This window comes from Brevibacterium sp. 91QC2O2 (assembly GCF_024580695.1).
GTDB classification, from domain to species: Bacteria; Actinomycetota; Actinomycetes; order Actinomycetales; family Brevibacteriaceae; genus Brevibacterium; species Brevibacterium moorei.
On the sequence record NZ_JANIJY010000018.1, the window covers coordinates 1 to 20,313 of the forward strand.

24 protein-coding genes and 1 pseudogene are annotated in these 20,313 nt (G+C 69.0%); 14 read left to right on the top strand and 11 right to left on the bottom strand.

Annotated features, from left to right (window positions below):
* Positions 1 to 92: 92 nt before the first annotated feature.
* The 6 genes and pseudogenes from NQ036_RS11605 to NQ036_RS11630 form a co-directional block, all read right to left on the bottom strand.
* A complete protein-coding gene (locus tag NQ036_RS11605; RefSeq protein WP_257059123.1) occupies positions 93 to 704 on the bottom strand; it encodes a recombinase family protein in 612 nt (203 codons plus the stop codon).
* 196 nt (positions 705 to 900) lie between these two features.
* Positions 901 to 1,137, bottom strand: a complete 237-nt coding sequence (locus NQ036_RS11610) for a hypothetical protein (RefSeq protein WP_257059126.1) — start codon at positions 1,135 to 1,137, stop codon at positions 901 to 903.
* Entirely contained in the window at positions 1,134 to 1,724 is a 591-nt protein-coding gene (locus NQ036_RS11615) for a hypothetical protein (protein ID WP_257059128.1), read from the bottom strand. The genes NQ036_RS11610 and NQ036_RS11615 overlap by 4 nt, the downstream gene beginning before the upstream one ends.
* 15 nt (positions 1,725 to 1,739) lie before the next feature.
* Positions 1,740 to 2,225, bottom strand: a complete 486-nt coding sequence (locus tag NQ036_RS11620; protein WP_257048838.1) for a hypothetical protein — start codon at positions 2,223 to 2,225, stop codon at positions 1,740 to 1,742.
* A 98-nt stretch (positions 2,226 to 2,323) separates the two neighbouring features.
* Positions 2,324 to 4,074 (bottom strand): annotated as a pseudogene (locus tag NQ036_RS11625) (type IV secretory system conjugative DNA transfer family protein).
* A 32-nt stretch (positions 4,075 to 4,106) separates the two neighbouring features.
* Positions 4,107 to 4,652: a hypothetical protein gene (locus NQ036_RS11630; protein ID WP_257059130.1), complete on the bottom strand. Its 546-nt coding sequence runs from the start codon at positions 4,650 to 4,652 to the stop codon at positions 4,107 to 4,109.
* A gap of 413 nt (positions 4,653 to 5,065) precedes the next feature.
* Between NQ036_RS11630 and trxB the strand changes: the two genes are divergently transcribed.
* The 6 genes from trxB to NQ036_RS11660 are packed head-to-tail and all read left to right on the top strand — an operon-like array spanning position 5,066 to position 9,936.
* Complete coding sequence (gene trxB / locus NQ036_RS11635; protein ID WP_257048835.1) at positions 5,066 to 6,034, top strand: thioredoxin-disulfide reductase; 969 nt, start codon at positions 5,066 to 5,068, stop codon at positions 6,032 to 6,034.
* Positions 6,031 to 6,357 (top strand): thioredoxin, encoded by a 327-nt coding sequence (trxA, locus tag NQ036_RS11640; protein ID WP_257048833.1) that lies wholly within the window; start codon positions 6,031 to 6,033, stop codon positions 6,355 to 6,357. Before trxB ends, trxA begins: the two co-directional genes overlap by 4 nt.
* On the top strand, positions 6,354 to 7,442 hold the full coding sequence (arsB, locus tag NQ036_RS11645; RefSeq protein WP_257048832.1) for an ACR3 family arsenite efflux transporter: 1,089 nt from the start codon (positions 6,354 to 6,356) through the stop codon (positions 7,440 to 7,442). The genes trxA and arsB overlap by 4 nt, the downstream gene beginning before the upstream one ends.
* Positions 7,439 to 8,443 carry a metalloregulator ArsR/SmtB family transcription factor gene (locus NQ036_RS11650; protein WP_257048831.1) on the top strand — a complete coding sequence of 335 codons (1,005 nt, stop codon included), beginning with the start codon at positions 7,439 to 7,441 and terminating at the stop codon, positions 8,441 to 8,443. The genes arsB and NQ036_RS11650 overlap by 4 nt, the downstream gene beginning before the upstream one ends.
* Positions 8,444 to 8,458: 15 nt before the next feature.
* On the top strand, positions 8,459 to 8,884 hold the full coding sequence (locus tag NQ036_RS11655; protein ID WP_257059132.1) for an arsenate reductase ArsC: 426 nt from the start codon (positions 8,459 to 8,461) through the stop codon (positions 8,882 to 8,884).
* Complete coding sequence (locus tag NQ036_RS11660) at positions 8,881 to 9,936, top strand: ArsO family NAD(P)H-dependent flavin-containing monooxygenase (protein WP_257059135.1); 1,056 nt, start codon at positions 8,881 to 8,883, stop codon at positions 9,934 to 9,936. Before NQ036_RS11655 ends, NQ036_RS11660 begins: the two co-directional genes overlap by 4 nt.
* Before the next feature lie 50 nt (positions 9,937 to 9,986).
* Here the strand turns inward: NQ036_RS11660 and NQ036_RS11665 are convergent, their stop codons facing one another.
* Positions 9,987 to 10,334 (bottom strand): MFS transporter, encoded by a 348-nt coding sequence (locus tag NQ036_RS11665; protein WP_257048828.1) that lies wholly within the window; start codon positions 10,332 to 10,334, stop codon positions 9,987 to 9,989.
* A gap of 89 nt (positions 10,335 to 10,423) precedes the next feature.
* On the opposite strand from NQ036_RS11665, the gene NQ036_RS15845 reads away from it, so the two are divergent.
* Positions 10,424 to 10,864, top strand: coding sequence for a macro domain-containing protein (locus NQ036_RS15845; protein WP_373456779.1), 441 nt, complete (start codon positions 10,424 to 10,426; stop codon positions 10,862 to 10,864).
* A 36-nt stretch (positions 10,865 to 10,900) separates the two neighbouring features.
* Positions 10,901 to 11,755, top strand: a complete 855-nt coding sequence (locus NQ036_RS11675; protein WP_257059139.1) for a hypothetical protein — start codon at positions 10,901 to 10,903, stop codon at positions 11,753 to 11,755.
* Positions 11,756 to 11,993: 238 nt separating this feature from the next.
* Here NQ036_RS11675 and NQ036_RS11680 read toward each other — a convergent pair whose 3' ends face one another.
* Positions 11,994 to 12,584, bottom strand: coding sequence for a TetR/AcrR family transcriptional regulator (locus tag NQ036_RS11680; RefSeq protein ID WP_257048825.1), 591 nt, complete (start codon positions 12,582 to 12,584; stop codon positions 11,994 to 11,996).
* A 90-nt stretch (positions 12,585 to 12,674) separates the two neighbouring features.
* Between NQ036_RS11680 and NQ036_RS11685 the strand changes: the two genes are divergently transcribed.
* The 4 genes from NQ036_RS11685 (at position 12,675) to NQ036_RS11700 (ending at position 15,424) form a co-directional block, all read left to right on the top strand.
* A complete protein-coding gene (locus tag NQ036_RS11685; RefSeq protein ID WP_257048824.1) occupies positions 12,675 to 13,061 on the top strand; it encodes a DUF1304 domain-containing protein in 387 nt (128 codons plus the stop codon).
* Between the two features lie 73 nt (positions 13,062 to 13,134).
* Positions 13,135 to 14,160, top strand: coding sequence for an NADP-dependent oxidoreductase (locus NQ036_RS11690; protein ID WP_257048823.1), 1,026 nt, complete (start codon positions 13,135 to 13,137; stop codon positions 14,158 to 14,160).
* Positions 14,161 to 14,176: 16 nt separating this feature from the next.
* Positions 14,177 to 15,169, top strand: coding sequence for an NAD(P)-dependent alcohol dehydrogenase (locus NQ036_RS11695; RefSeq protein WP_257048821.1), 993 nt, complete (start codon positions 14,177 to 14,179; stop codon positions 15,167 to 15,169).
* A gap of 129 nt (positions 15,170 to 15,298) precedes the next feature.
* A complete protein-coding gene (locus NQ036_RS11700; RefSeq protein WP_257048820.1) occupies positions 15,299 to 15,424 on the top strand; it encodes a hypothetical protein in 126 nt (41 codons plus the stop codon).
* A gap of 97 nt (positions 15,425 to 15,521) precedes the next feature.
* Here the strand turns inward: NQ036_RS11700 and NQ036_RS11705 are convergent, their stop codons facing one another.
* Positions 15,522 to 17,060: a hypothetical protein gene (locus NQ036_RS11705; protein WP_257048819.1), complete on the bottom strand. Its 1,539-nt coding sequence runs from the start codon at positions 17,058 to 17,060 to the stop codon at positions 15,522 to 15,524.
* A 3-nt stretch (positions 17,061 to 17,063) separates the two neighbouring features.
* Between NQ036_RS11705 and NQ036_RS15850 the strand changes: the two genes are divergently transcribed.
* Complete coding sequence (locus NQ036_RS15850) at positions 17,064 to 17,309, top strand: recombinase family protein (RefSeq protein ID WP_373456772.1); 246 nt, start codon at positions 17,064 to 17,066, stop codon at positions 17,307 to 17,309.
* A 71-nt stretch (positions 17,310 to 17,380) separates the two neighbouring features.
* On the opposite strand, the gene NQ036_RS15855 is transcribed toward NQ036_RS15850, so the two are convergent.
* Together NQ036_RS15855 and NQ036_RS11715 are read right to left on the bottom strand one after the other, a co-directional pair.
* The gene (locus NQ036_RS15855) at positions 17,381 to 17,854 is read right to left on the bottom strand and encodes a helix-turn-helix domain-containing protein (RefSeq protein ID WP_373456780.1); all 474 of its coding nucleotides are present in this window, start codon (positions 17,852 to 17,854) and stop codon (positions 17,381 to 17,383) included.
* 69 nt (positions 17,855 to 17,923) lie between these two features.
* Entirely contained in the window at positions 17,924 to 19,465 is a 1,542-nt protein-coding gene (locus NQ036_RS11715; protein ID WP_373456781.1) for a GntP family permease, read from the bottom strand.
* Between the two features lie 180 nt (positions 19,466 to 19,645).
* Between NQ036_RS11715 and NQ036_RS11720 the strand changes: the two genes are divergently transcribed.
* Positions 19,646 to 20,296, top strand: coding sequence for a DUF4232 domain-containing protein (locus tag NQ036_RS11720; RefSeq protein WP_257059142.1), 651 nt, complete (start codon positions 19,646 to 19,648; stop codon positions 20,294 to 20,296).
* Positions 20,297 to 20,313: the final 17 nt, after the last annotated feature.

Consider the following 20,313-nt stretch of genomic DNA (forward strand, 5'->3'; position numbering starts at 1 on the left):
CAACGGAAGACTCGAGCACCTCCGAGGCTCCGCCCTCGGCTTCCGGAACCTGACCAACTACGTTGCACGCAGCCTCCTGGAAGCAGGGGGATTCAGACCCCAACTACACTCCCAAATCGGATGAGCCCCTTGCCGTTGGTGCCGCCGGTGATGGCCTTCTGGGTCATGCCCTTGGAGACCTCGTTGGCGAGGTTGCGGGAGTAGAACTCCGCGATCGTGGACATGATGCCGTGCAGCAGCATCCCCGACGGGGTCTCATCGATGTTCTCCGTCGCGGACACCAGCAGCACCCCGGCCTCTTTGAGCGCGAGGTGGATCGCGACATCATCGGCACGGTTGCGGGCGAGGCGGTCGACCTTGTGGACGATGCAGTACGCGACCGGGTGGGTCTTGACGTACTCGATCATCTCCATCAGCGCGGGGCGATCGGCCTTGCGGGCGGACTCGCCCGCATCGACGAACTCCTCGATCACGACCGCGCCGAGGTCTTGGGCCTTGCGGAGGTTCGCCTCGCGCTGCGCGGGGATCGAGAAGCCCTCGTCCCGTCCGCCCTTGGAGGCCTGCTCCTTGGTGGACACGCGCAGGTAGGACACGGCGAGCGTGGTGGTCTCGCCGATCTGGCTCAGGTCGAACGATGGCGGCCCCGCCGGGGCCAGGCAGTCAGTGTCTCCGGGCGTGCCGGAGAACGTATTCGCAGTGGACACGGGTCGTGTTTCCTTCCCCACAGGTGGGGCCAACACGAGCTGGAGAAACCTGCTCGTGCGGTGCGACAGTAAGGAAACAACAAGACCCGGAAACCACCCTTGCGGGTGGTGATAGGTAGTGCCCCGAAGGGCTCAGCAAGAAGGTCGTACCACGGCGATCCGGTACCCGGTCCGCCGCTGGCGACGTACATCGATTCTACCTCGGAGCTCCGGACTCGTCACGGGCACCGGACGGCCGGTCGGCGAGCCCCGGCGACTCCGCAGCCGTGCTGCCCGGGTCTGGGGCGCTATGAGCGGTGTGGGCGTCGCGGGCGCGGGCCTGGGCCATCCCGATGAACAGCCGCGCGAGCTGGTGCAGGTCCGGGCTCTGTCGTGGTTCGGCTTGCACCCGGTGGTTCTTCATGCGCGGCGGCGGGGTGCTGGAGCGGGTCACTGCTCGTCTCCTTCCGCATAATCGATCCCGGCGAAGAAGGAGTCCTCGACGGCTTTGCTGCGGGCGACCTGCTCGATCACGTACTGCACGAAGTCGGCGCGACGGTCCTCGATCGGGGTGTCCTCGACGGTCGGGGCGGGTGGTTCGCCGGGCCAGGCGGTCTGTCGGGAGGGCCGGTCGCGGTCCAGTCGGGTGCCGGATGCGGCGACCCAGTCGCGCAGCCGCTGGCGAGCGGCAGCGAAGTCGCGGTGCCAGCCGATCGGGGCGCTGGCGTTCTGCTCGGGGTCGTAGGCGGCGAGCCAGTGCAGGTGCAGCGCGGACAGCTCCCAGAGCAGTTCGGGGTGGCGGTGCCACAGCGGCGGGATCACCGAGGCCGGCAGGGCGTAGGTGTGACGGAGCCATTCGACCCACCGGTTCAGGGCGAGCCATTCCTGCTCCAGGTCGTGTGAGAGCAGCAGGTTCCAGTTCACCGGCCGCGGCGGCCCAGGCACGTCATCGCCCGCGCCTGCCGGGTCGAATGCGTCGTCCAGGTCGTCCCAGTCCTCCGGCTCCACCGGATCAGCAGGTGTCGTGGTGTCGTCGTTCATGATGTCCGCCCCTTCTCACAGGGCCCGGGCGGGCTGCACGGTCTTGGGCTGTTCGGGTTCCGGGGCGCTGAACTCGACGGCGCGTTCGGGCCCGGCCTGCTTCGGGGGCTCCATCTGCGACAGCCGGCGCGACGTGCCGACCTCGGTGTTCATGCGGGAGGCGTCATGTCCGAGCCGGTTCGCGATGAACTCGTTCGACTCGACGCCGGTCTTCGGGTTGGTGCTCGGCTTGAGGGTGCCGTGTGCGATGAACCAGTCCTGCTTGGCGAGCTTCGCGTACCCGGCCTCGGCCGCGCCCCGGAAGGCGACGACGTCGTGGAAGGTGGTCGGCAGCTTGATCCGCGACCCGTCCGGGGCATACTCGTGGTGCTCCTGCCCGGCCTTGAAGTACAGGCGTGGCACCCCGTCGTGGTACGTCCGCTTCGGGGTCGAGGCGACGAACCCGTAGAACGCTTGCCCGAGTTCCGGATCCGGCTGCTGAGACTGCTGCTGCTCGTCCATCGTGTGCTCCCGTAGGTCTGCTCAGGCCGCGCACCTCTGACGTGGGCGGCTTCAGCAGGCAGGTGCACTCACCCGACCCTGCGAGCTCCGCGACGGAATCAGCTCTGGTGGACGTTGTGGAGGAGCTGTTCGACCTCGGCCCGATCCGCAGCGAGCTGTGTCCCGTCGGGGCGGGTGGGCCAGCCGCGCAGATCGGTGATGATCGGCGGCGCGGATCGGAGCAGCGTGACGGCGGTGCCGAACGGGAGCGTCCTGATCCGGTCCGGGGGCAGGATCAGCACCCGGCGGATCGAGCGCTGGTTGGAGCGGGAGCCATAGTCGCCGACCGTGGTGGAGTCGGTCAGCTCGTCGCGTTCCCCGATCAGCGTGGACAGGTCTTGGAGATCACGACTGTTGGAGGCGCCGCCGAGGAGGACTTTCACGATGGAGGCATCCCAGATCGCGCCGGCCTGGTGCTCGTTCCACTTGTCCCGGGCTTGGGCGAGGGACTGGAGCACCGCGAGGGTGGTGATCCCGGTGCCGCCGCCTTCGGCCATCAACGTCGGCAGCGACGGCAGCGGGGCGAGGTTGCCGATCTCGTCCAGGGCCAGCAGCATCGGCGGGTCGAGCCTGGCCCCGGTGGAGCGGGCGGCGAGTCGGCGGGCGGTCTCGATCAGATCCTCCACCAGCGCGGCGACCAGCGCGGCACTGTTGCCCGCTCCGGCACCGGTCGCGAGGAGGAACAACGTGCCGCGGTCGCGGATGAAGGCTTCTGGGTCGAACTCCTCGCCCTCTGCCGGGGAGACCGCATCGAGCACCCGCGGGTCTGCGAGGGCAGCCAGGGAGAGGGAGACGCCTTGCAGATCGAGTCTCGGGTGCGCGGATCGGAGTCGATCATCGAGGCGAGCGAGTCCGCCCACCCGGTCGCGGCCTGCGGGTGGTTGGTGAGGATCGCGACCGCATCCGCCGCGCTCGTGGGGTCGAGCGTCCACCGGAACAGCTCGACCGGCGACCGGCCATCCAGGGCGGCGGCGTGCAGCAGGGCTTGGAGTGCTGCCCGGGTCTTGCCTTCCCAGAAGTCGCCGCCCTCGACCCCGCCTGAAGAAAGGCCGGTGGCGGAGGCGAGGCCGGCGGCGCGGATCATCGCGGTCTGCGGGGACTCGCAGCCCCGGATCGGTGACCACCGCAGCCCGGCGGGGAGGCCTTCGGCGAGGTGCTGCGGGTCGAACACCGCGACCGGGCCGACACGCTTTCTCGCGCGCAGGCAGGCGGTGAGGTTGTCCGGGCGGGTGCTGGTGGTGACGACGGCGCCGGGAGCGTCGAGGATCGCGGGGATCACCAGGTGCAGGCCCTTCCCGGAGCGGGGCGGGCCGATCAGCAGGATCGAGTCCTCCACGCTCGCCCACACCTCGCACCGCCGCGACTGCCCCAACCGGTACCCGACATCCACCGGACGCGGATCATCAAGCGCGGGTCGGAGGGTGCTGGCGCGGCGCATCAACGCCCGTGCCGACGCCGTCTGGGCGACCTCGTGCCCGGTCGCGACGCCTGCCTGCCGGTGCGGGTCGGCGGCGGCCTGCCGCGTCATCCTCCGGAACAGTCGCGATGCCCAGATGCCGGCCGCGGCGAGGGCGCCGAGCATGACGGTGGTGACGATCCAGTAGACGACCGGGTTCAGGTCGTCAGCGCCGAGCTGCCCGCCCGGATCACCGGGATCGAAGAACACGGCAATGCCGCCGGTCGCGCCTGCGGTCGGTTGGTCGGTGCCGGTGAGGAATGCCGCCACGCTGCCGGCGGCGCGCAGCACGAACGCGACCCCGATGATTCCGCCGATGGCGATGAGGACGAGGTTGGTCAGCTCGTCTCCCATCGCCCCGCTCCCGGGGCGGGTCTGGGGGCCGGTCACGACAGGCCCCGGATCGCAATCGCACCCGAGACTCGCCCGACCAGCACCACCTCGTCCGCTTTCACAGCGGCGATGGTCCTGGGATCCAGGAGCGCGCGGACGTGCCCTTCGTAGGTGGCGTCGGTGCGGGCGATGATCAGCGCGACCGCCACGTCTTCTCCGGCGATGAACCCGTCACCACCGTCGACCTCAACCAGTGCTGCGGGCCGGCCCCGACGCCGCGACGGCCGCGCGGATTCCGGGGCCGGGTCGGGCTGCACGACCGGGCGATGGGCGGCAGGGAGGATGTCGGTGAACCTGGTGCCGTCGCTCTCGTGGACGGTCACCCGCACCGGGAACGCCCGCTCCATCGTGGCCAGGTCAACGATCTGCCCGAACATCCCCCGCCGCCACGCCTCCACCCCATCCGGCGGAGCCAGCTCCTGCCCATCGAGCCGCGCGGTCAGCGTGCCATCGGACTGGACGTCGAGTACGAGCAGCGGCACCGACACCGGCACGACTGCCGCGGAGGAGCGATCGGGGGCATCAGGAAGAGGTCTCATACCCGCAGGTGCGCCCGCCCGCCCGTGCCAGGCCCGGCTTCATCGACGCGCTACACGCTGGCCTGAGACGAAGAACCCCTACCTGCTCGTTACCACCCAGACCGCGCCCCGTCTCTCGCCGCCCAGCCGGAACTTCCCCTGGAAGAAAGCCGGTGTCACCGCCCAGGCGCTGCGCACCGACCGGATTCTCTACGAAGTCGAGCAGACCGGCGGCGACATCCGACGCATCTGCGACCTCTTCGGCATCAGCGTCGAGGGAGCCCTGCGCTACACCGTCACCGATCAAGGCACTCTTGAGGCCAGCCCGATCGATCATCTGCCCGAGCGTGCGGCGAGGTGAACACCGGGCAAACACTTCGCGGCGGGCGACGATCCCACTTGCGGGCTGATTCGATGAGTGTGAATATAGAAGCATGTCGATGCAACAGGTAGTGATTGTCGGGTCTGGTCCGGCGGGATATACGGCCGCGGTGTACGCGGCTCGGGCGGGGCTTGCGCCGGTGGTGATCGCGGGGTCGGTGTCGGCGGGTGGTTCGCTGATGACGACGACCGAGGTGGAGAACTTCCCGGGGTTCACGGACGGGGTGCAGGGTCCGGATCTGATGGAGTCGATGCGGGCGCAGGCCGAGCGCTTCGGCGCCCGCATCCTCCTCGATGACGCGACCCGCATCGACCTGGCTGGCGCCGTCAAGAGGATCGAGACGGGTGCGGGCGAGACCTTCGAGGCGCGCAGTGTGATCCTCACCACCGGCTCCGCCTACCGCAAGCTCGGGCTGCCCGAAGAGGAGCGGCTGTCGGGGCACGGCTTGTCGTGGTGCGCGACCTGTGACGGATTCTTCTTCCGCGACCAGGAGATCGCCGTCATCGGCGGCGGGGACTCCGCGATGGAGGAAGCCTTGTTCCTGACCCGCTTCGCGTCGAAGGTGACGATCGTGCACCGGCGTGAGGCGTTCCGGGCGTCGAAGATCATGGCCGAGCGGGTGCTCGCGGATCCGAAGATCGAGGTCTCCTGGAACAGCGAGGTCGCGGGCATCCTTGGCGAGACCCGCGTCGAGGGCCTCCGGTTGCGCGACACCGGCACCGGCGAGGAGCGCGTCCTGCCCGTGACCGGGGTGTTCGTCGCGATCGGACACGACCCGCGCTCGGAGCTGCTGACCGGCCAGGTCGACCTCGACGACGACGGCTACGTGCTCGTCGAGCACCCCACGACCGCGACGAACCTGCCGGGCGTGTTCGCCGCCGGGGATCTCGTCGACCGCCGTTACCGGCAGGCGATCACCGCCGCGGGGACCGGGTGCGCTGCCGCCCTCGACGCGCAGCACTTCCTCGCCGGCCTGCCTGCCGAGGACCTTGATTCTGAACTTCTGGAGGTGTCCGCATGAGCGCGACCATGACCGTGACCGATGCCACGTTCGAGGCCGAGGTGATCCAGTCCGATCTCCCTGTGGTGGTCGATATCTGGGCGGCCTGGTGCGGGCCGTGCAAGGCGATCGCCCCGATCCTGGAAGACCTCGCCGGCGAGTACGACGGCCGGGTGAAGATCGTCAAGCTCGACGCCGACCAGAACCCCGATGCCGTGATGGCGGCGGGGGTGACGTCGATCCCGACGCTCGGCTTCTACCGGGATGGTGAGCGCGTGGACGTGCTCATCGGCGCGCACCCGAAGCCCGTCATCGCAGGCAAGATCGAGAGCCTGATCGCATGAGTACCGCAACTACTGTTCGCGTCAAGCCCGCGCGCCTCTCCACCCTCGACCGGTGGCTGCCTGTGTGGATCGGCCTCGCCATGGTCGCGGGCCTCCTGCTCGGCCGCTTCATCCCGGCACTCTCCGAGATGCTCGCCCGCATGGAGGTCGGCGGCATCTCGGTGCCGATCGGGCTCGGCCTGCTCGTCATGATGTACCCGGTGCTCGCGAAGGTCCGCTACGACAAGGTCGCCGCCGTCACCGGCGATAAGAAGCTCCTCGTCTCCTCCCTGATCTTGAACTGGCTGGTCGGCCCGGCCGTGATGTTCGCGCTCGCGTGGGTCTTCCTCCCGGATCTGCCCGAGTACCGCACCGGCCTCATCATCGTCGGCCTGGCCCGCTGCATCGCGATGGTGGTGATCTGGAACGACCTCGCCTGCGGCGACCGCGAAGCGACCGCCGTGCTGGTGTTCATCAACTCGGTGTTCCAGGTGATCGCGTTCTCGCTGCTCGGCTGGTTCTACCTCACCATCCTGCCGGGCTGGCTCGGCCTCGACACCCAGGGACTGGACGTCTCGGTCGGGCAGATCGCGCTCAACGTGCTCGTCTTCCTCGGCGTCCCGCTCCTGGCGGGGTTCCTCACCCGCTACTTCGGCGAGCAGGCGAAGGGGCGCGACTGGTACGAGGGGAAGTTCATCCCCGTGATCGGCCCGTTCGCGCTCTATGGTCTCCTTTTCACGATCGTGCTGCTGTTCGCCCTGCAGGGCGAGGCGATCACGTCGCAGCCGTGGGATGTCGCACGGATCGCGCTGCCACTGCTGGCGTACTTCGCGATCATGTGGTTCGCAGGACTCCTGCTCGGCAAGGGCATCGGCCTGAACTACGCCCGCTCGACCACGCTCGCGTTCACCGCAGCGGGCAACAACTTCGAGCTCGCGATCGCGGTCGCCATCGGCACCTTCGGTGCGACCAGCGGGCAGGCCCTCGCCGGTGTCGTCGGCCCGCTGATCGAGGTGCCCGTGCTCGTCGGCCTCGTCTACGTCTCCCTGTGGGCCGCCCGCAGCTGGTTCCACACCGATCCCTACGCCGTGGAGGCACGCTCATGACCGACACCCTCGCAGCCGGTGACGAGGTTTGCGCGCCCAGCGCCGCACCGGCCATCGGCGCCGAGATCGCGCAGGCTCTCGCGGGCACGCTCAAAGCCCTCGCCGATCCGCTGCGGCTGCGGATGCTCTCGGCGATCGCGACCGATCCGCGCGGCGAGTCCTGCGTGTGCGATCTCGCCGAACTCGCCGACGTCTCCCAGCCCACCGTCTCCCACCATCTGAAGGTCCTCAAGACCGTGGGGCTGCTCGATTCCGAACGGCGCGGCACCTGGGTCTGGTACTCCATCCCCGTCGATCGGCGCGGGGCGGTGACCGCGCTGCTGGAGGCCTTCGCCCCCGCAGTGGTCGCCCCCGCCTCGACGACTCCGTCTGCGGACTTCGGGGAGTTCGCCGACATGGATGCGCACATCACCCATCTCGCCGCGGATCTCGCCGCCCGCACCCCGGAACTGCCGGCGGCGACGGTGACCGGGATCGTGCGCGACTCCTTCACCGCGCTGGCGAGGTCGGCGAAGATCACCCGCTACCTCGTCCCGCTGACCGAGCGGTTCGCCAAGCAACGCCTCGCCGACCTCACGAGAGACCGGGCGACCGCGCCGCCGCAGGTGCTGTTCGTGTGCGTGGCGAACGCCGGCCGCTCCCAGCTCGCCGCCGCCCTCACCCGGCAGCTCTCGGGAGGGCGGGTCGTGGCCCGCTCGGCCGGGTCGACCCCGGCCGCCGGCATCCACCCGCACGTGCGGGACCTCATCACCGAGATCACCGGCACCGGAACCGAGGCAGAAGAAGCGTTCCCGAAGCCGCTCACCGACGACGCGATCCGCGCCGCCGACGTGGTGATCACGATGGGATGCGGCGACGTCTGCCCGGTCGTGCCCGGCGTCCGCTACGAGGACTGGCCGGTCGCCGACCCCGCACTGGCATCCCCGGACGGGGTGCTCGCGATCCGCGACGACATCGCCGCCCGCGTCCGCACCCTCATCGACTCCCTCCTCACCGACTGAAAGCAGAGACCTGCCATGACTGATCCCAAGCCCTCCGTGCTGTTCGTGTGCGTGCACAACGCGGGCCGCTCCCAAATGGCCGCCGGCTACCTCCGCCACTACGCCACCGGTCGCATCGAAGTCCGATCCGCCGGGTCGATGCCCGCCGAGCAGATCAACCCCGTCGCCGTCGAAGCGATGCGGGAGGACGGCATCGACATCACCGCGGAGCAGCCCAAGGTGCTCACGACCGAGGCCGTGCAGGCCTCCGACGTGGTCATCACCATGGGGTGCGGCGACGCCTGCCCGTTCTTCCCCGGCAAGCGCTACGAGGACTGGAAGCTCGACGACCCCGCAGGCCAGGGCATCGACGCCGTCCGCCCCATCCGCGACGACATCAAGGCACGCATCCGAGCCCTGGTCGCCGAGCTGCTGGGTGAGGAGCAGGTGGCGTCTGCGTGATCGATGTCGTCGTCATCGGCGGCGGTCAGGCCGGGCTCGCCGCGGGCTTCTACCTGCGGCGGTCCGGCCTGGACTTCGTCATCCTCGACGCCCAGACCGGGCCGGGCGGGGCGTGGCGGCACGGATGGGAGTCCCTGCGGCTGTTCTCCCCGGCCCAGTACAGCCCGCTCCCGGGCTGGCCGATGCCACCCCAGCCCGGGGAGACGTTCCCGACCGCCGCACACGTCGCCCAATACCTCGCCGACTACGAAGCACGCTACGAGCTCCCCGTTCACCGGCCCGTCCGCGTCCACCAGGTCCGCTGGGATGCGGGAGCCTTCGTGGTGGGCACTGACCGGGGCGAATGGGTGGCGCGGGCGGTGATCAGCGCCACCGGTACCTGGCAGAGCCCCCATGTTCCCGCCTATCCGGGGCAGGACGCGTTCACCGGCCCGCAGTTGCACACCGTTGACTATCGGACGCCGGAGCGGTTTTCCGGGCAGCGGGTCGTGGTCGTCGGCGGAGGGAACTCCGCCGCGCAGATCCTCGCCGAAGTCTCCACTGTCGCCGACACCCTCTGGGTCACGGCGCGCCCGCCGCGGTTCATGCCCGACGACGTCGACGGGCGGGTGCTCTTCGACGTCGCCACCGCCCGCGCCGCCGCCCAGTGCGCCGGGGTCCGCCATGACGGGGTGGCCGGGCTCGGCGACATCGTCATGGTGCCCCCGGTGCGCGAGGCCCGCGACCGTGGCGTCCTCCACGCGGTCCCGATGTTCGACCGGCTCACCTCGACGGGCGTGGCGTGGAGTAGCGGGCGCGAGTATGCGTGCGACGCGGTCATCTGGTGCACCGGGTTTGCCCCGCACCTCGATCACCTCGCCCCGCTCGGCCTCACCCTCACCGGCGGGCACCCGGCCACCGCGGGAACCCGCTCGGTCGATCATCCCGGCCTGCATCTGCTCGGATACGGCGACTGGACCGGATTCGCATCGGCAACCCTCATCGGCGCCGGACGCACCGCGAAACTCGCGGTCACCGAACTCCGCACCCACCTCGCCCCCGGAAGCCGGTAGGATGCCGCCGCCGCGCCCCGTCCATGATCCGCGGTCGCGAGGGGGTCGTCTCAGGCCGTGGCCGGCTCGGCCCGGGTTGCCTCGGGTTGCCTGGCAGGGTGCGGGCGGGCGCTCAGCAGGAGCAGGACGGTGCCGACTGCGGCGAGGCCTGCCAGCACGGCGAATCCGGTCGCGTAGCTGCCCGTCGCCCAGGCCAGGAACGTGCCCGCCCAGGGCGCGATCGCCGTGGCCAGCAGCACCGCGACGCCCATCACCGCGGACAGGTGCCCGTAGGCGCGCGGCCCCCACCGGTCGGTGATCGCCGTGGCCTGCAGCAGCGTCGCGATGCCCCGCCCGACGCCGGCGAGGATCAACAGAGGCCGAAGCGCTTCCCACCTTGGCCGAGCAGGGAATCTCATCCGACTCGGTCGCGGAGCGGATGCGGCTGTGGCGAGGTGACTTGACCGTTCTGCGAGCTGATGCGATCGTGAATGCCGCGAACGACCGCATGCTGGGATGCTTCGTTCCAGGCCATGTCTGCATCGACAACGTGATCCATGCCGCAGCCGGTCCGGCGTTGCGCGAAGAGTGCGCCGAACACATGCGACGTCAGGGACACGCGGAACCCACCGGCAGCGCGACACTGACCGCCGCGTATCACCTGCCGGCCTCGTATCTGATCCACACTATCGGTCCGATCGTGCCGAGCCACCGGCCCACAGCTGCGGATGAAGCCGCATTGGCGTCTTGCTATCGCTCGATCCTCGACGCCGCGGAGGCGCAACGGCGGCATTCGTACCGTCGGGTTCTGCTCCATCTCCACCGGGGTGTTCGGCTACCCGAAGGACGCCGGGGCAGGCGTCGCAATCCGCACCATCCGCGACTGGCTCACCAACCACCCGGAGAGCCGCATCGAACCCCTCGTTTCTGCATTCACGCCCACAGATGAAGCCGTCTACCTCGACGCCATCACGGAGGTACTGACATGACGGACATGCGCGACGCCGCTTCGTGGATTGCCGACGCTGATCGGGTACTCGTCACCGCCGGCGCGGGACTCTCCGCTGCAGCCGGGTTCGACTACACCGACCAGGAGCGTTTCGCGGAGCTGTTCCCCGTGCTCCACCAGGCCGGGCTACGAGCGCGCTACGAGATGATCGGCCGCGACCTGCCGCCCGAGTACCTCTGGGGATTCTGGGCCGTGCACACGAGCGACATTCGGTTCAACCCCGCACCGTCACCGCTATACCAGCAACTACGGGGCATGGTTGGCGACCGCGACTACTTCGTGATGACCTCGAATGTCGACCAGCTCTTCTCGCGCAACGGGTTCGACACCGATCGTATGTACACCCCGCAAGGCGACTACGGACTGTACCAATGCCTCACTCCCTGCACCCGCGAAGTCTGGCCATCCGAGCCCATCATCCGTGCCGCCCTTGACGCCTATGACCCGGGGACGGGGAAGGTCGCTCCCGAGGCGATCTCGACCTGCCCGAACTGCGGCGGCCAGGTGTTCCTCAACGTGTACGCCGGAGCCTGGTACATCAACGATCACTTCCAGCCCGGTCTCGGCCGCCTCAACGACTGGCTCGCCGAAACACGGGAGAGTGGGGACTCCCTTGCCATCGTGGAAATCGGTGCTGGTTTCAACACGCCCGGCGTGATCCGCTGGCCCAGTGAACAGCTCGCTCGTGCCCTGCCGAACGCCAGACTCATCCGCATCAACCGCGATCACGCAGACCTACCCGACGATCTTGTCGGTCGAGCCTTCCCCATCCCCGCTAATGCCGGAGACGCCATCGCCCAGATCACTTCACTCTCAGGAGCCTTCGAATGACCCTTCCCCCTCGTGCTGTCGCAGCGGCACGAGCACGGCCAGCGGTGAGACTGTTCCCCGCGTGAAACCCGGCGGTGGATGCTGCCGGCGCCTGCGTGGCGAGGCACCGCTGGAGTCCTCGGAGCATGGGGACGTCGCACCGACCTGACCTGCGTCCGCGGACATGCCCGGCGGGTTCCGATGCTCGTGGTCGGCGTCGGTCCGGTCTCCTGAGGGACTCCGGCCGATCCTCGAGCCGTCAGCGCCGCATGCCCTCCTCGACGAGCCGGATCGCCGTGGTGAGCCCGTCCGCCGCCTGTGCGTGGTCGATGCGCGCGAGGGCGAACGCCGCGACGACCAGTCCTGTCACCGCGTCGACGAGGCGCGCCCGGTCCGCGGGATCGCCCTCCGGCTCGTGTGCGGCGATGCCGCGAGAGATCGCCGTGTGCAGCTCGGTGCGGTACTCGGCGATGGTGCGGGCGATCTGCTCGTCGTGGGCGATGGATGCGCCGGCCGCGTTGATGAGCAGGCAGCCGTTGGCGGCGGGCATCGAATCCCTTCGCCGGAACGCGTCGCGGAGCCCGGTGAGGTACGCGAGGATCGCATCCCGATCGACGGGATCGGTCTGCAGCGGGCGAAGCCGCGGGCGGACGATGTCGTCGAGATAGCTCTGCACCGCCGCGTCGAAGAGTCCCCGCTTGGATCCGAAAGTGTTGTAGATGCTGGATCGGCTCAGTCCGGTGGCGTGTTCGAGCGCGGGGATGGATGCGTCCTCGTAGCCGCATTGCCAGAACAGCGTCCGCGCGGCGTGCACGACCGCATCCCGATCGAAGCTCTGCGTGCGTGACATCGCCCGCCTTCTTTCCGTAACGTTCTTTCCAGTATATATTGGAAGAGTCGTTACAGAACACGGGCGAGAGTCCGTGAAAGGGGCAACATCATGATCGTCGCAGGTCTCGTGCTCGCGGGCGTCGCCGCGCTGGTGCACGTCTACATCTTCTACCTGGAGTCCGTCGCGTGGACGAGCCCGCGCACGTGGGCGACGTTCGGAACGGATGAGGCAGAGGCGAGGGCGACGAAGGGGATGGCGTTCAACCAGGGCTTCTACAACCTGTTCCTGGCGATCGTCGTGATCGTCGGCATCGTCTTCGTCGCCCTGGGCGGCACGGCCGTCGGGGCGGCGCTGGTGTTCAGCGCCGCCGGTTCGATGTCCGCCGCCGCGCTGGTGCTGGCGCTGTCCAGTCCGGACAAGTCCGCAGCCGCCCTCAAGCAGGGTGTGATCCCGGCGCTCGGCGTGATCACCCTGGCGATCGGCCTCGCACTCTGACGCGTGCCCCGTCGGGGCCGCGTGCGCATACAGATCCCACCGAGGATCCCATCGAGAAGGAAGAAACCGTTCCATGTCTGATTTCGTCAGCACTCAGATCCAGCTCGCGGCACGCCCGATCGGCTGGCCCGCTCCGGAGGACTTCCGGGTCGTGCGGGTCCCGTACGGGCCGCTGGAACCCGGCCAGGTGCGTGTGCGGAACGAATACGTGTCCGTCGACCCGTACATGCGCGGAAGGATGAACGACACGCGCTCGTACGTCGCCCCCTACGCGCTGGGGGAGACGATCGCGGGCGGGGCGATCGGCCGGGTGGTGGCCTCGACGGTCGCCGACATGCCCGTGGGGTCGCTGGTGCTGCACCAGCACGGCTGGACGGACACGGCGCAGGATGCCGCATCTACGTTCCAGATCGTTCCCGAGACACCCGGCGTGCCCTCGTCTCTGCGGTTGCACATCCTGGGGATGACCGGTCTGACCGCGTATGTCGGGCTGACGGCGATCGCCGGCATGAAGGAGGGCGACACGGTGTTCGTCTCCGGTGCCGCGGGCGCGGTGGGCACCGCGGTCGGGCAGATCGCGAAGCTCCTCGGCGCGGGCCGGGTGGTGGGCTCGGCCGGATCGCCGGAGAAGGTGGCGCTGCTGACCGAGAAGTACGGGTACGACGCGGCGTTCGACTACAAGGACGGCGACGTGCGCGGCCAGCTCGCCGCGGCCGCACCGGACGGCATCGACGTCTTCTTCGACAATGTGGGCGGAGGCCACCTCGAAGCAGCGCTCGATGCCTTCAACGACGGCGGTCGCGCGGCGCTCTGCGGGGCGATCGCCGGATACAACACCACGACGCGCCTGCCCGGGCCGGACAACATGGCGAACATCATCACCCGCGCGCTCACGCTCCGGGGCTTCACCCTGGCGGCCCACCTCCACCTGGCCCCCGAGTTCCGGGAGAAGATGACGGGCTGGTTCGCGGAGGGAAGGATCTCTTACGACGAGACCATCGTGGACGGCATCGAGAACACCGTCGATGCCTTCCTCGACATGATGCGCGGTGCGAACACCGGCAAGATGCTCGTGCGCGTCGCACCCGAGCAGGCCTGAGCCGATGCGCGCGCTCGTGCACGACGGGTACACCTCGGCGGCTGGGCTCGCGGTCGCCGAGGTGCCGACGCCACGGGTCGGTGCCGATCGGGTCCTCGTCCGCGTGCTCACGGCGTCGGTGAACCCCGTCGACTGGCATCTCTACCGCGGAGATCCGTGGATCATGCGTCTGCGCAGACCCGGCGCGGCGCGGCAGGGGCTGCAGGGCGTCGGGGAGGACTTCGCCGGTGTCGTCGCCGAGGTCGGCGCGGGTGTGACCGGTGTCGCAGTGGGGGAGCGGGTCTTCGGCACGATCCCCGCGACGGCGCAGCGGACCGGTTCGATCGCCGAGTACGTCGACGTCGATCCCGAGTGGTTCGCGGTTCTGCCGCCGGGCGTCGATCCCTCCGCCGCGGCGGCGAGCTCACTCGCCGGCCTCACCGCCATGCAGGCGCTTCGGGACGCCGGCGGCCCCGAACCCGGCGGACGTGTCCTGGTGTGGGGCGCCGCCGGTGGCGTCGGCCACCTCGCCGTGCAGATCGCCCGTCTGCTGGGGGCCTCCCGGGTGGATGCCGTGTGCTCTGCGCGCAGCATCGACATGGTCCGTGGTCTCGGAGCGGACGACGTCTTCGACTACACGGTGGGTGAGACACCGCGCGGGCCCTACGACGTCGTGATCGACACCGTCTGCACGGCGCGCGCCTCGACCCTCCGCCGCATCCTCGCCCCGGAGGGCGTCGTCGTCACGATCGGGGCGGCGGGCGGAGGCAGGATCCTGGGACCCGGCGGCCCGATCGTGAGACGTGCGGTGGGCAGCGCGCTCGCACGCATCACGGCCCGCACCGTGCTGACGAGAGTCGATTCGAGCGATCTCGCTCGGCTCGGCAGCTGGTTGCAGACCGGTGCGCTGCGCGTCGTGCTGGAACGCGTCTTCCCCCTGGCGCAGGCGCCTGCCGCGTATGAGGTGCTCGAGGAAGGCCGGGTGCGCGGCAAGCTGGTCATCGACGTGTCGGGAGCGCCTGCCGCTTGAGGCACGGCGAAGGGCCGCCCGAACGAGATGACACGGGCAGCGGGTGAACTCAGACCTCCTTGGCGAGGAGGCGTCGATGCACGGCTCGACCTCGGTGGCCAGCAGTGTGAGGCACTCCAGGAAGTGCTCGTGGGGAAGACTGCCGATGTCCATCTGGAGAATGTGCCGAACGTGGCCGAGATGGCTGTGCAGGTGGACGATTACGCCGTCAACGCCGGTCCGGCCATCACGACACCACCTGTACCGAGAATCTGATAGGCCTCGCTGTATCAAGCCGTTGCTACACGAACAAGATCACGCCCTTCTCTCGTGAATGAACGCAGGCTGCGTCTCGTAGTACGTGAGTGCCCCGTCACAAGCTGCGTGCTGCTCCGTCTCGATGCGGCCCGGGGCGACGGGACTCGTGCTCGAACGGGTCGTGGAGCTGCCGTTCCCGCCGCTCCGCTCGCCGCCTCGCCTGTTCCTGCTCCTGCTGAGCGCGGTTGGCCTCGATGCGCCGCGCGGCATCGCTCACCGGGAGGTTGCGGAGTTCACGGGCTTCGGCGCGGATTAGGGCGGCCCGTGTGCGGGCGTCGGCGGCGTCGCGGTGCGGGTTGACCGTGCGCATGCCGAACTGGTCTCGGCGGGTGTGTTCAGTTCCGTACCCGCTGACCAGCAACGCCGTGCGCTCACGCTGGTGTCGCTGCTGGGTTGCTTTCTGCTGGGAGTGTGCTGCGTGGACGGCACGGTCGGCGTCGCCGACGCGGGGGTCGGTCTCGGCTCGGCGCGCTGCTGCCTGGGCCATCCAGGCAGGGAGCGCTTCGAGGGTGCGGGGCGGCTCGGCATCCCAGGCGTCGCGGAGCTGGGCGCGGGTAGTCCGGACTTGTTCGGTTGCGGTGCGATGTTCGGTGCGGGCCTTGCGTCTGCCGAACGGTCCCACGGTCGCGAGGCGGGCACTCGCGGCCGCCTCAGTGTCGATGACGGCGACGTAGGCCGCGCCGTCCGCCTCGGCCTGCATGGTCAGCGGCGCAGTGACCTCGGCACGGAGACGCGCGGCCTCGTCCTCTACCCGGTGGAGCGTCGCGGCGTCTTCGTCGTCCTCGGCCCGGTGCGCAGCGCGTTGGGCGTCGAGGTATGCGGCGGCCTTCTCCCACCGTTGCGCCTGCCGGTGTGCGCGCTCGGCTTCCTCGTCAAGGCGTGCGAGTTCGTCGGTGACGAGCCGAACAGGGCCATCCGCGGCAAGTCCACGCACGGCTTCGACGGCTTGGGCGGTGGCGTAGTCGAGGCCGCGGTCTGCCGGGTCGCGTTCCATCGCCTCGATGAACTGGGCCCTGGCGTCGGCCAGGTTCTCCGCAACGACGTGCAGTTGGTTCTGCTCGCGGCCTCGGGTCATGCCGACGTAGACGCCTGCCGCGCTGGTCGCCTCCGACAGCACCGTGTGAGACGCATCGACGGTCGCGCCTTGGACGCCGTAGGCGGTCGCGGCATAGGACAGGTGCGCATGCTCGCCCACATACTCGGGCGGGAGCGCGACCGTGCGCCGGTGCTTTCGGCCGCTGCCGACCCCGCGGGCATAGACGGTGCCGTCCTCAGTGACGTGTTGCACGATCCACTGCTGCCGGTTTGCCACACCCAGGTCGCTGCTGTTCTTCCTCGTCTGGATGAGGTCACCGGAACCGATGCTCAGCCCGTCACTCCCGGTCTCTGTCACGATGTCGTCGACCTCGCCGCGCTCGACCCGACCAGTACGGATGCGCTCGTTCAGCGCGGCGGCTTCGTCGTTCGTAGCGACAGTGATCGCCTTACCCTCCTGGGCGTGAGCGGTGATGTGTTCACGCGCCGCGTTGTCGCTTTCGTGCAGGGTGACGAGGGGGTCTGATGCACGTTCACCGACATCGGTTCCACGGGACACGAGTTGGAGCGGCTACTCGAAGCCGGCGCGAACGGAGAGATCTCCACCGTCATCGTTTCTGATCTGGCACGACTCGGCCGCCGACCAGGCGAGAACATGCGCATCATCGATCAGCTCGAAGAAGCAGGGGTCACGGTGCGGGTTGCTGACCAGCACGCACCGGGACCGTCCGGCCTCGAACAGAGACTCCTGATGCTCGTCGCCGCGGAGCCAGGTCAACGTGGAGAGCACCCGACGCGACGGCACTGACCAGGTCCGCTAGGTACGAGAGCGCCCTCTGATTTCCGGGAATCAGGGGGCGCTCAGGTCTGCGAAGAAGGTCATGCCACGCGAGGACGCCGACCCTTCGGACGGATCGTGCCCCCGCACGAGACCACAGCGGCTCGTACCGCGTCGTTGCTGATCCCAAGCTGTCGTCCCGCGTCGAGCAACGTCAGACCATTGGCATACAGCCGAGCAGCCTCCTCACGCACCGAATTAGGAAGCTCAGGCCCGTTTCGAGGCCGCAGTCCCGCCCGTCGTGCCAGCGCGTGCACCGTGCCTCGATGCACCCCGAACCGCTTCGCCAGCTCCTGCACCGGTGCACCTTCCGAGTAGGCAGCGAGTAGTTCCGCGCGACTCTGGGCGTTCAAACGGGTTTGACTCACGAGCGGTTTCGCGACCACCTCACCCCGCTCGTCCTGGACGGGCTGACGCTCCGGACGAACACCAGAGAGCTTCTTTCCCTTGAGAGCGCGCCTGATCAGCGTCAGAACAGGCTTTCTGGGGTTTGACAAGTACCCAGCAAGGTCCACCGCAGACAAGGCCCCTCACCAGGCAAAACGCCGGGTGAGGGGCCTTCGTCGCATTCAGAGGGCCGCCCTCTAGATGAAGACGTCCAGGAGCAGCGCACCCAGCAGGCCCACCACCGAGATGAGCGACTCCAGCACCGTCCAGGTCTTGAAGGTCTGCGTGACGCTGGTGCCCAGGTACTGCTTGACCAGCCAGAACCCCGCATCGTTGACGTGCGAGAGGAACACGGAGCCGGCCCCCACGGCCAAAACCAGCAGCGAGACCTCGGCGGTGGGCAATTCTGCGGCCGCGGGTGCCATGAGGCCGGCTGCGGTCACCGTCGCCACGGTCGCCGAACCGGTGGCCACACGCACCAGGGCCGACACCAGCCAGCCCAACAGGACGATCGACACGCCAGTGCCCAGCACGCCGGCCGTGATGACCGTACCGATGCCGGTGTCCACCAGGATCTGCTTGAAGGCACCGCCGGCGCCCACGATGAGGATGATCCCAGCGATGGGCGGAACCGAGGACTCGAGCGTCTTGGCGACCTGTGCGCGCCCCATGCCAGATGGCAGGCCCAGGGTGAAGATGCTGACGAACACCGTGATCAGCAGGGCCACGGCGGGTGTGCCGAGGAAGTCGATCAGGTGCCAGAGGAAGCCGGAGCTAGCGGGCGCGAAGACCTCGACGATCGCCTTGAGCAGCATGAGCACGACCGGCAACAGGATCGAGGCCAGGGCGTTGCCGAACGGGGGTCTGCGAGTGGGGGTGAAAGGCGCGTCCTCGTCGGCGGTGGCGCCTGCGGGTGTCTGGGCACCGGCCTGCTCCCCGTGCTTGAACTTCCGTGACACGCGCTCCTGTTCCTGCGGGTCGTTGCCCGGCCCCGTACGGTACTGGTCCGGCACGCCGAACAGCGGCGGCACGGGCACAGGGGCCCAGCGCGCGGCGAATCCGGAGAACAGGGGACCGGCGATGATCAGAGTCGGAATGGCCACCAGAATGCCCAGCGCCAGGGTCAACCCCAGGTTGGCCTTGAGGGCGTCGATGGCGATGAGGGGTCCGGGGTGCGGCGGCACCAGGCCGTGCATGGTGGACAGTCCGGACAGGGTCGGGATCGCGATCTTCATCAGCGGCAGGCCCGAACGCCGGGTGACCAGGATGATGATCGGGATGAGCAGCACCAAGCCGATCTCGAAAAACATGGGCAGGCCGATCACCGAGCCGACCACTGCCATGGTCCACGGTAGGAAGCGCGGGCTGGACCGGTCGACGAGCGTATCGACGATCCGGTCGGCGCCGCCGGAGTCGGCCAGCATCTTGCCGAACATGGCACCCAGGGCGATGAGCACGCCCACGCCGCCGGCGGTGTCGCCGAATCCCTTGGTGAAACTGGTCAGAGCGTCCGCCGGGGCCATGCCGGCACCGATCCCCACTCCCAGCGCCCCCACGGTCAGGGCCAGGAACGGCGAGACCTTGAGCCAGGTGATGAGCGCGATGATGACGGCGAAACCGATGATGGTCGCTGCCAACAGCCGGGGTTCGGAGCCGACGGCGGTTGCGGTTGCGGCGGAATCGCCCTCGGCCAGGAGGGTTACCGCGGGGGAGTGCAGTGCAGGTAGTGCCTGAAACATCATTGTTCCCAAGCCTTCCCGTGAGGTCCAGTGGTGGAGCCGCCCGGTGGACGGCTTGGATGAGAACATGCCCGAATAATCGATGTCTGTGTTCCGCAGCACTCTGCGAGCCGCCACAATCGTCTTCCCGGAGTAGCGTGGAGGGTACGCGAAGCACATCGATGTACAGGAGGCCTTCCCATGTATCGCATAGTCCGGCCCGGCGCGGCGCTCGCCCTGGCCATCGGAATCGCGGTACCCCTTGCCGCGTGCTCGGGTGCATCCCAAACGACCGGCGCCCCCGCCCCAACCGAGCAGGTCACACAACCGGGTGCCCCCGCAGCGCCGACGGCCCCCGATGACGGCTCCGCCCAGGCCCCGGCGTCCACAGCAGGGACCGAACCGGGGCAGGACCCGTCGAAGACGGACGGGCTCTGCACGACGGCGGCTCTGCACGTCACGATGACCCCGGAGGACGCCGCAGCTGGCTCCCGCTACTTCACGATCACCTTCAAGAACCAAGGGGAGACGAGCTGCCACCTCAACGGTCATCCGGGCGTTTCTGCCGTCGCCGGCGATAAGGGCGAACAACTCGGAAAGGCGGCAGCACATGGCGCGCCGGACCCCGGCCGGGTCACCCTGGCGCCGGGCGATTCCGCACATGCCACGCTCAAGGCGGTCAACATCGGCGACGATGGCGGCCCGCTGGCCGGACGCTGCAAGGTCGAATCCGCGGCCGGGTGGAGGATCTACCCGCCGGATTCGAAGAAGTCCGTGTTCCTCCGGCAAGCGGATATGAGGGCCTGCGGCTCCGACGTCGAATGGCTGACAGTCGGCTCCGTGACGAAGTGAGCCGGGGGCGCGAGTCA

Coding starts and splice junctions, on each gene's coding strand:
- NQ036_RS11715 (WP_373456781.1), bottom strand. CDS start 19,465: ATGTTTCAGGCACTACCTGCACTGCACTCCCCCGCGGTAACCCTCCTG.
- NQ036_RS15845 (WP_373456779.1), top strand. CDS start 10,424: ATGCTGGGATGCTTCGTTCCAGGCCATGTCTGCATCGACAACGTGATC.
- NQ036_RS11630 (WP_257059130.1), bottom strand. CDS start 4,652: ATGAGACCTCTTCCTGATGCCCCCGATCGCTCCTCCGCGGCAGTCGTG.
- NQ036_RS11685 (WP_257048824.1), top strand. CDS start 12,675: ATGATCGTCGCAGGTCTCGTGCTCGCGGGCGTCGCCGCGCTGGTGCAC.
- NQ036_RS11690 (WP_257048823.1), top strand. CDS start 13,135: ATGTCTGATTTCGTCAGCACTCAGATCCAGCTCGCGGCACGCCCGATC.
- NQ036_RS11720 (WP_257059142.1), top strand. CDS start 19,646: ATGTATCGCATAGTCCGGCCCGGCGCGGCGCTCGCCCTGGCCATCGGA.
- trxB (WP_257048835.1), top strand. CDS start 5,066: ATGTCGATGCAACAGGTAGTGATTGTCGGGTCTGGTCCGGCGGGATAT.
- arsB (WP_257048832.1), top strand. CDS start 6,354: ATGAGTACCGCAACTACTGTTCGCGTCAAGCCCGCGCGCCTCTCCACC.
- NQ036_RS11655 (WP_257059132.1), top strand. CDS start 8,459: ATGACTGATCCCAAGCCCTCCGTGCTGTTCGTGTGCGTGCACAACGCG.
- NQ036_RS11620 (WP_257048838.1), bottom strand. CDS start 2,225: ATGGACGAGCAGCAGCAGTCTCAGCAGCCGGATCCGGAACTCGGGCAA.
- NQ036_RS11665 (WP_257048828.1), bottom strand. CDS start 10,334: ATGAGATTCCCTGCTCGGCCAAGGTGGGAAGCGCTTCGGCCTCTGTTG.
- NQ036_RS11615 (WP_257059128.1), bottom strand. CDS start 1,724: ATGAACGACGACACCACGACACCTGCTGATCCGGTGGAGCCGGAGGAC.
- NQ036_RS11680 (WP_257048825.1), bottom strand. CDS start 12,584: ATGTCACGCACGCAGAGCTTCGATCGGGATGCGGTCGTGCACGCCGCG.
- NQ036_RS11650 (WP_257048831.1), top strand. CDS start 7,439: ATGACCGACACCCTCGCAGCCGGTGACGAGGTTTGCGCGCCCAGCGCC.
- NQ036_RS11675 (WP_257059139.1), top strand. CDS start 10,901: ATGACGGACATGCGCGACGCCGCTTCGTGGATTGCCGACGCTGATCGG.
- trxA (WP_257048833.1), top strand. CDS start 6,031: ATGAGCGCGACCATGACCGTGACCGATGCCACGTTCGAGGCCGAGGTG.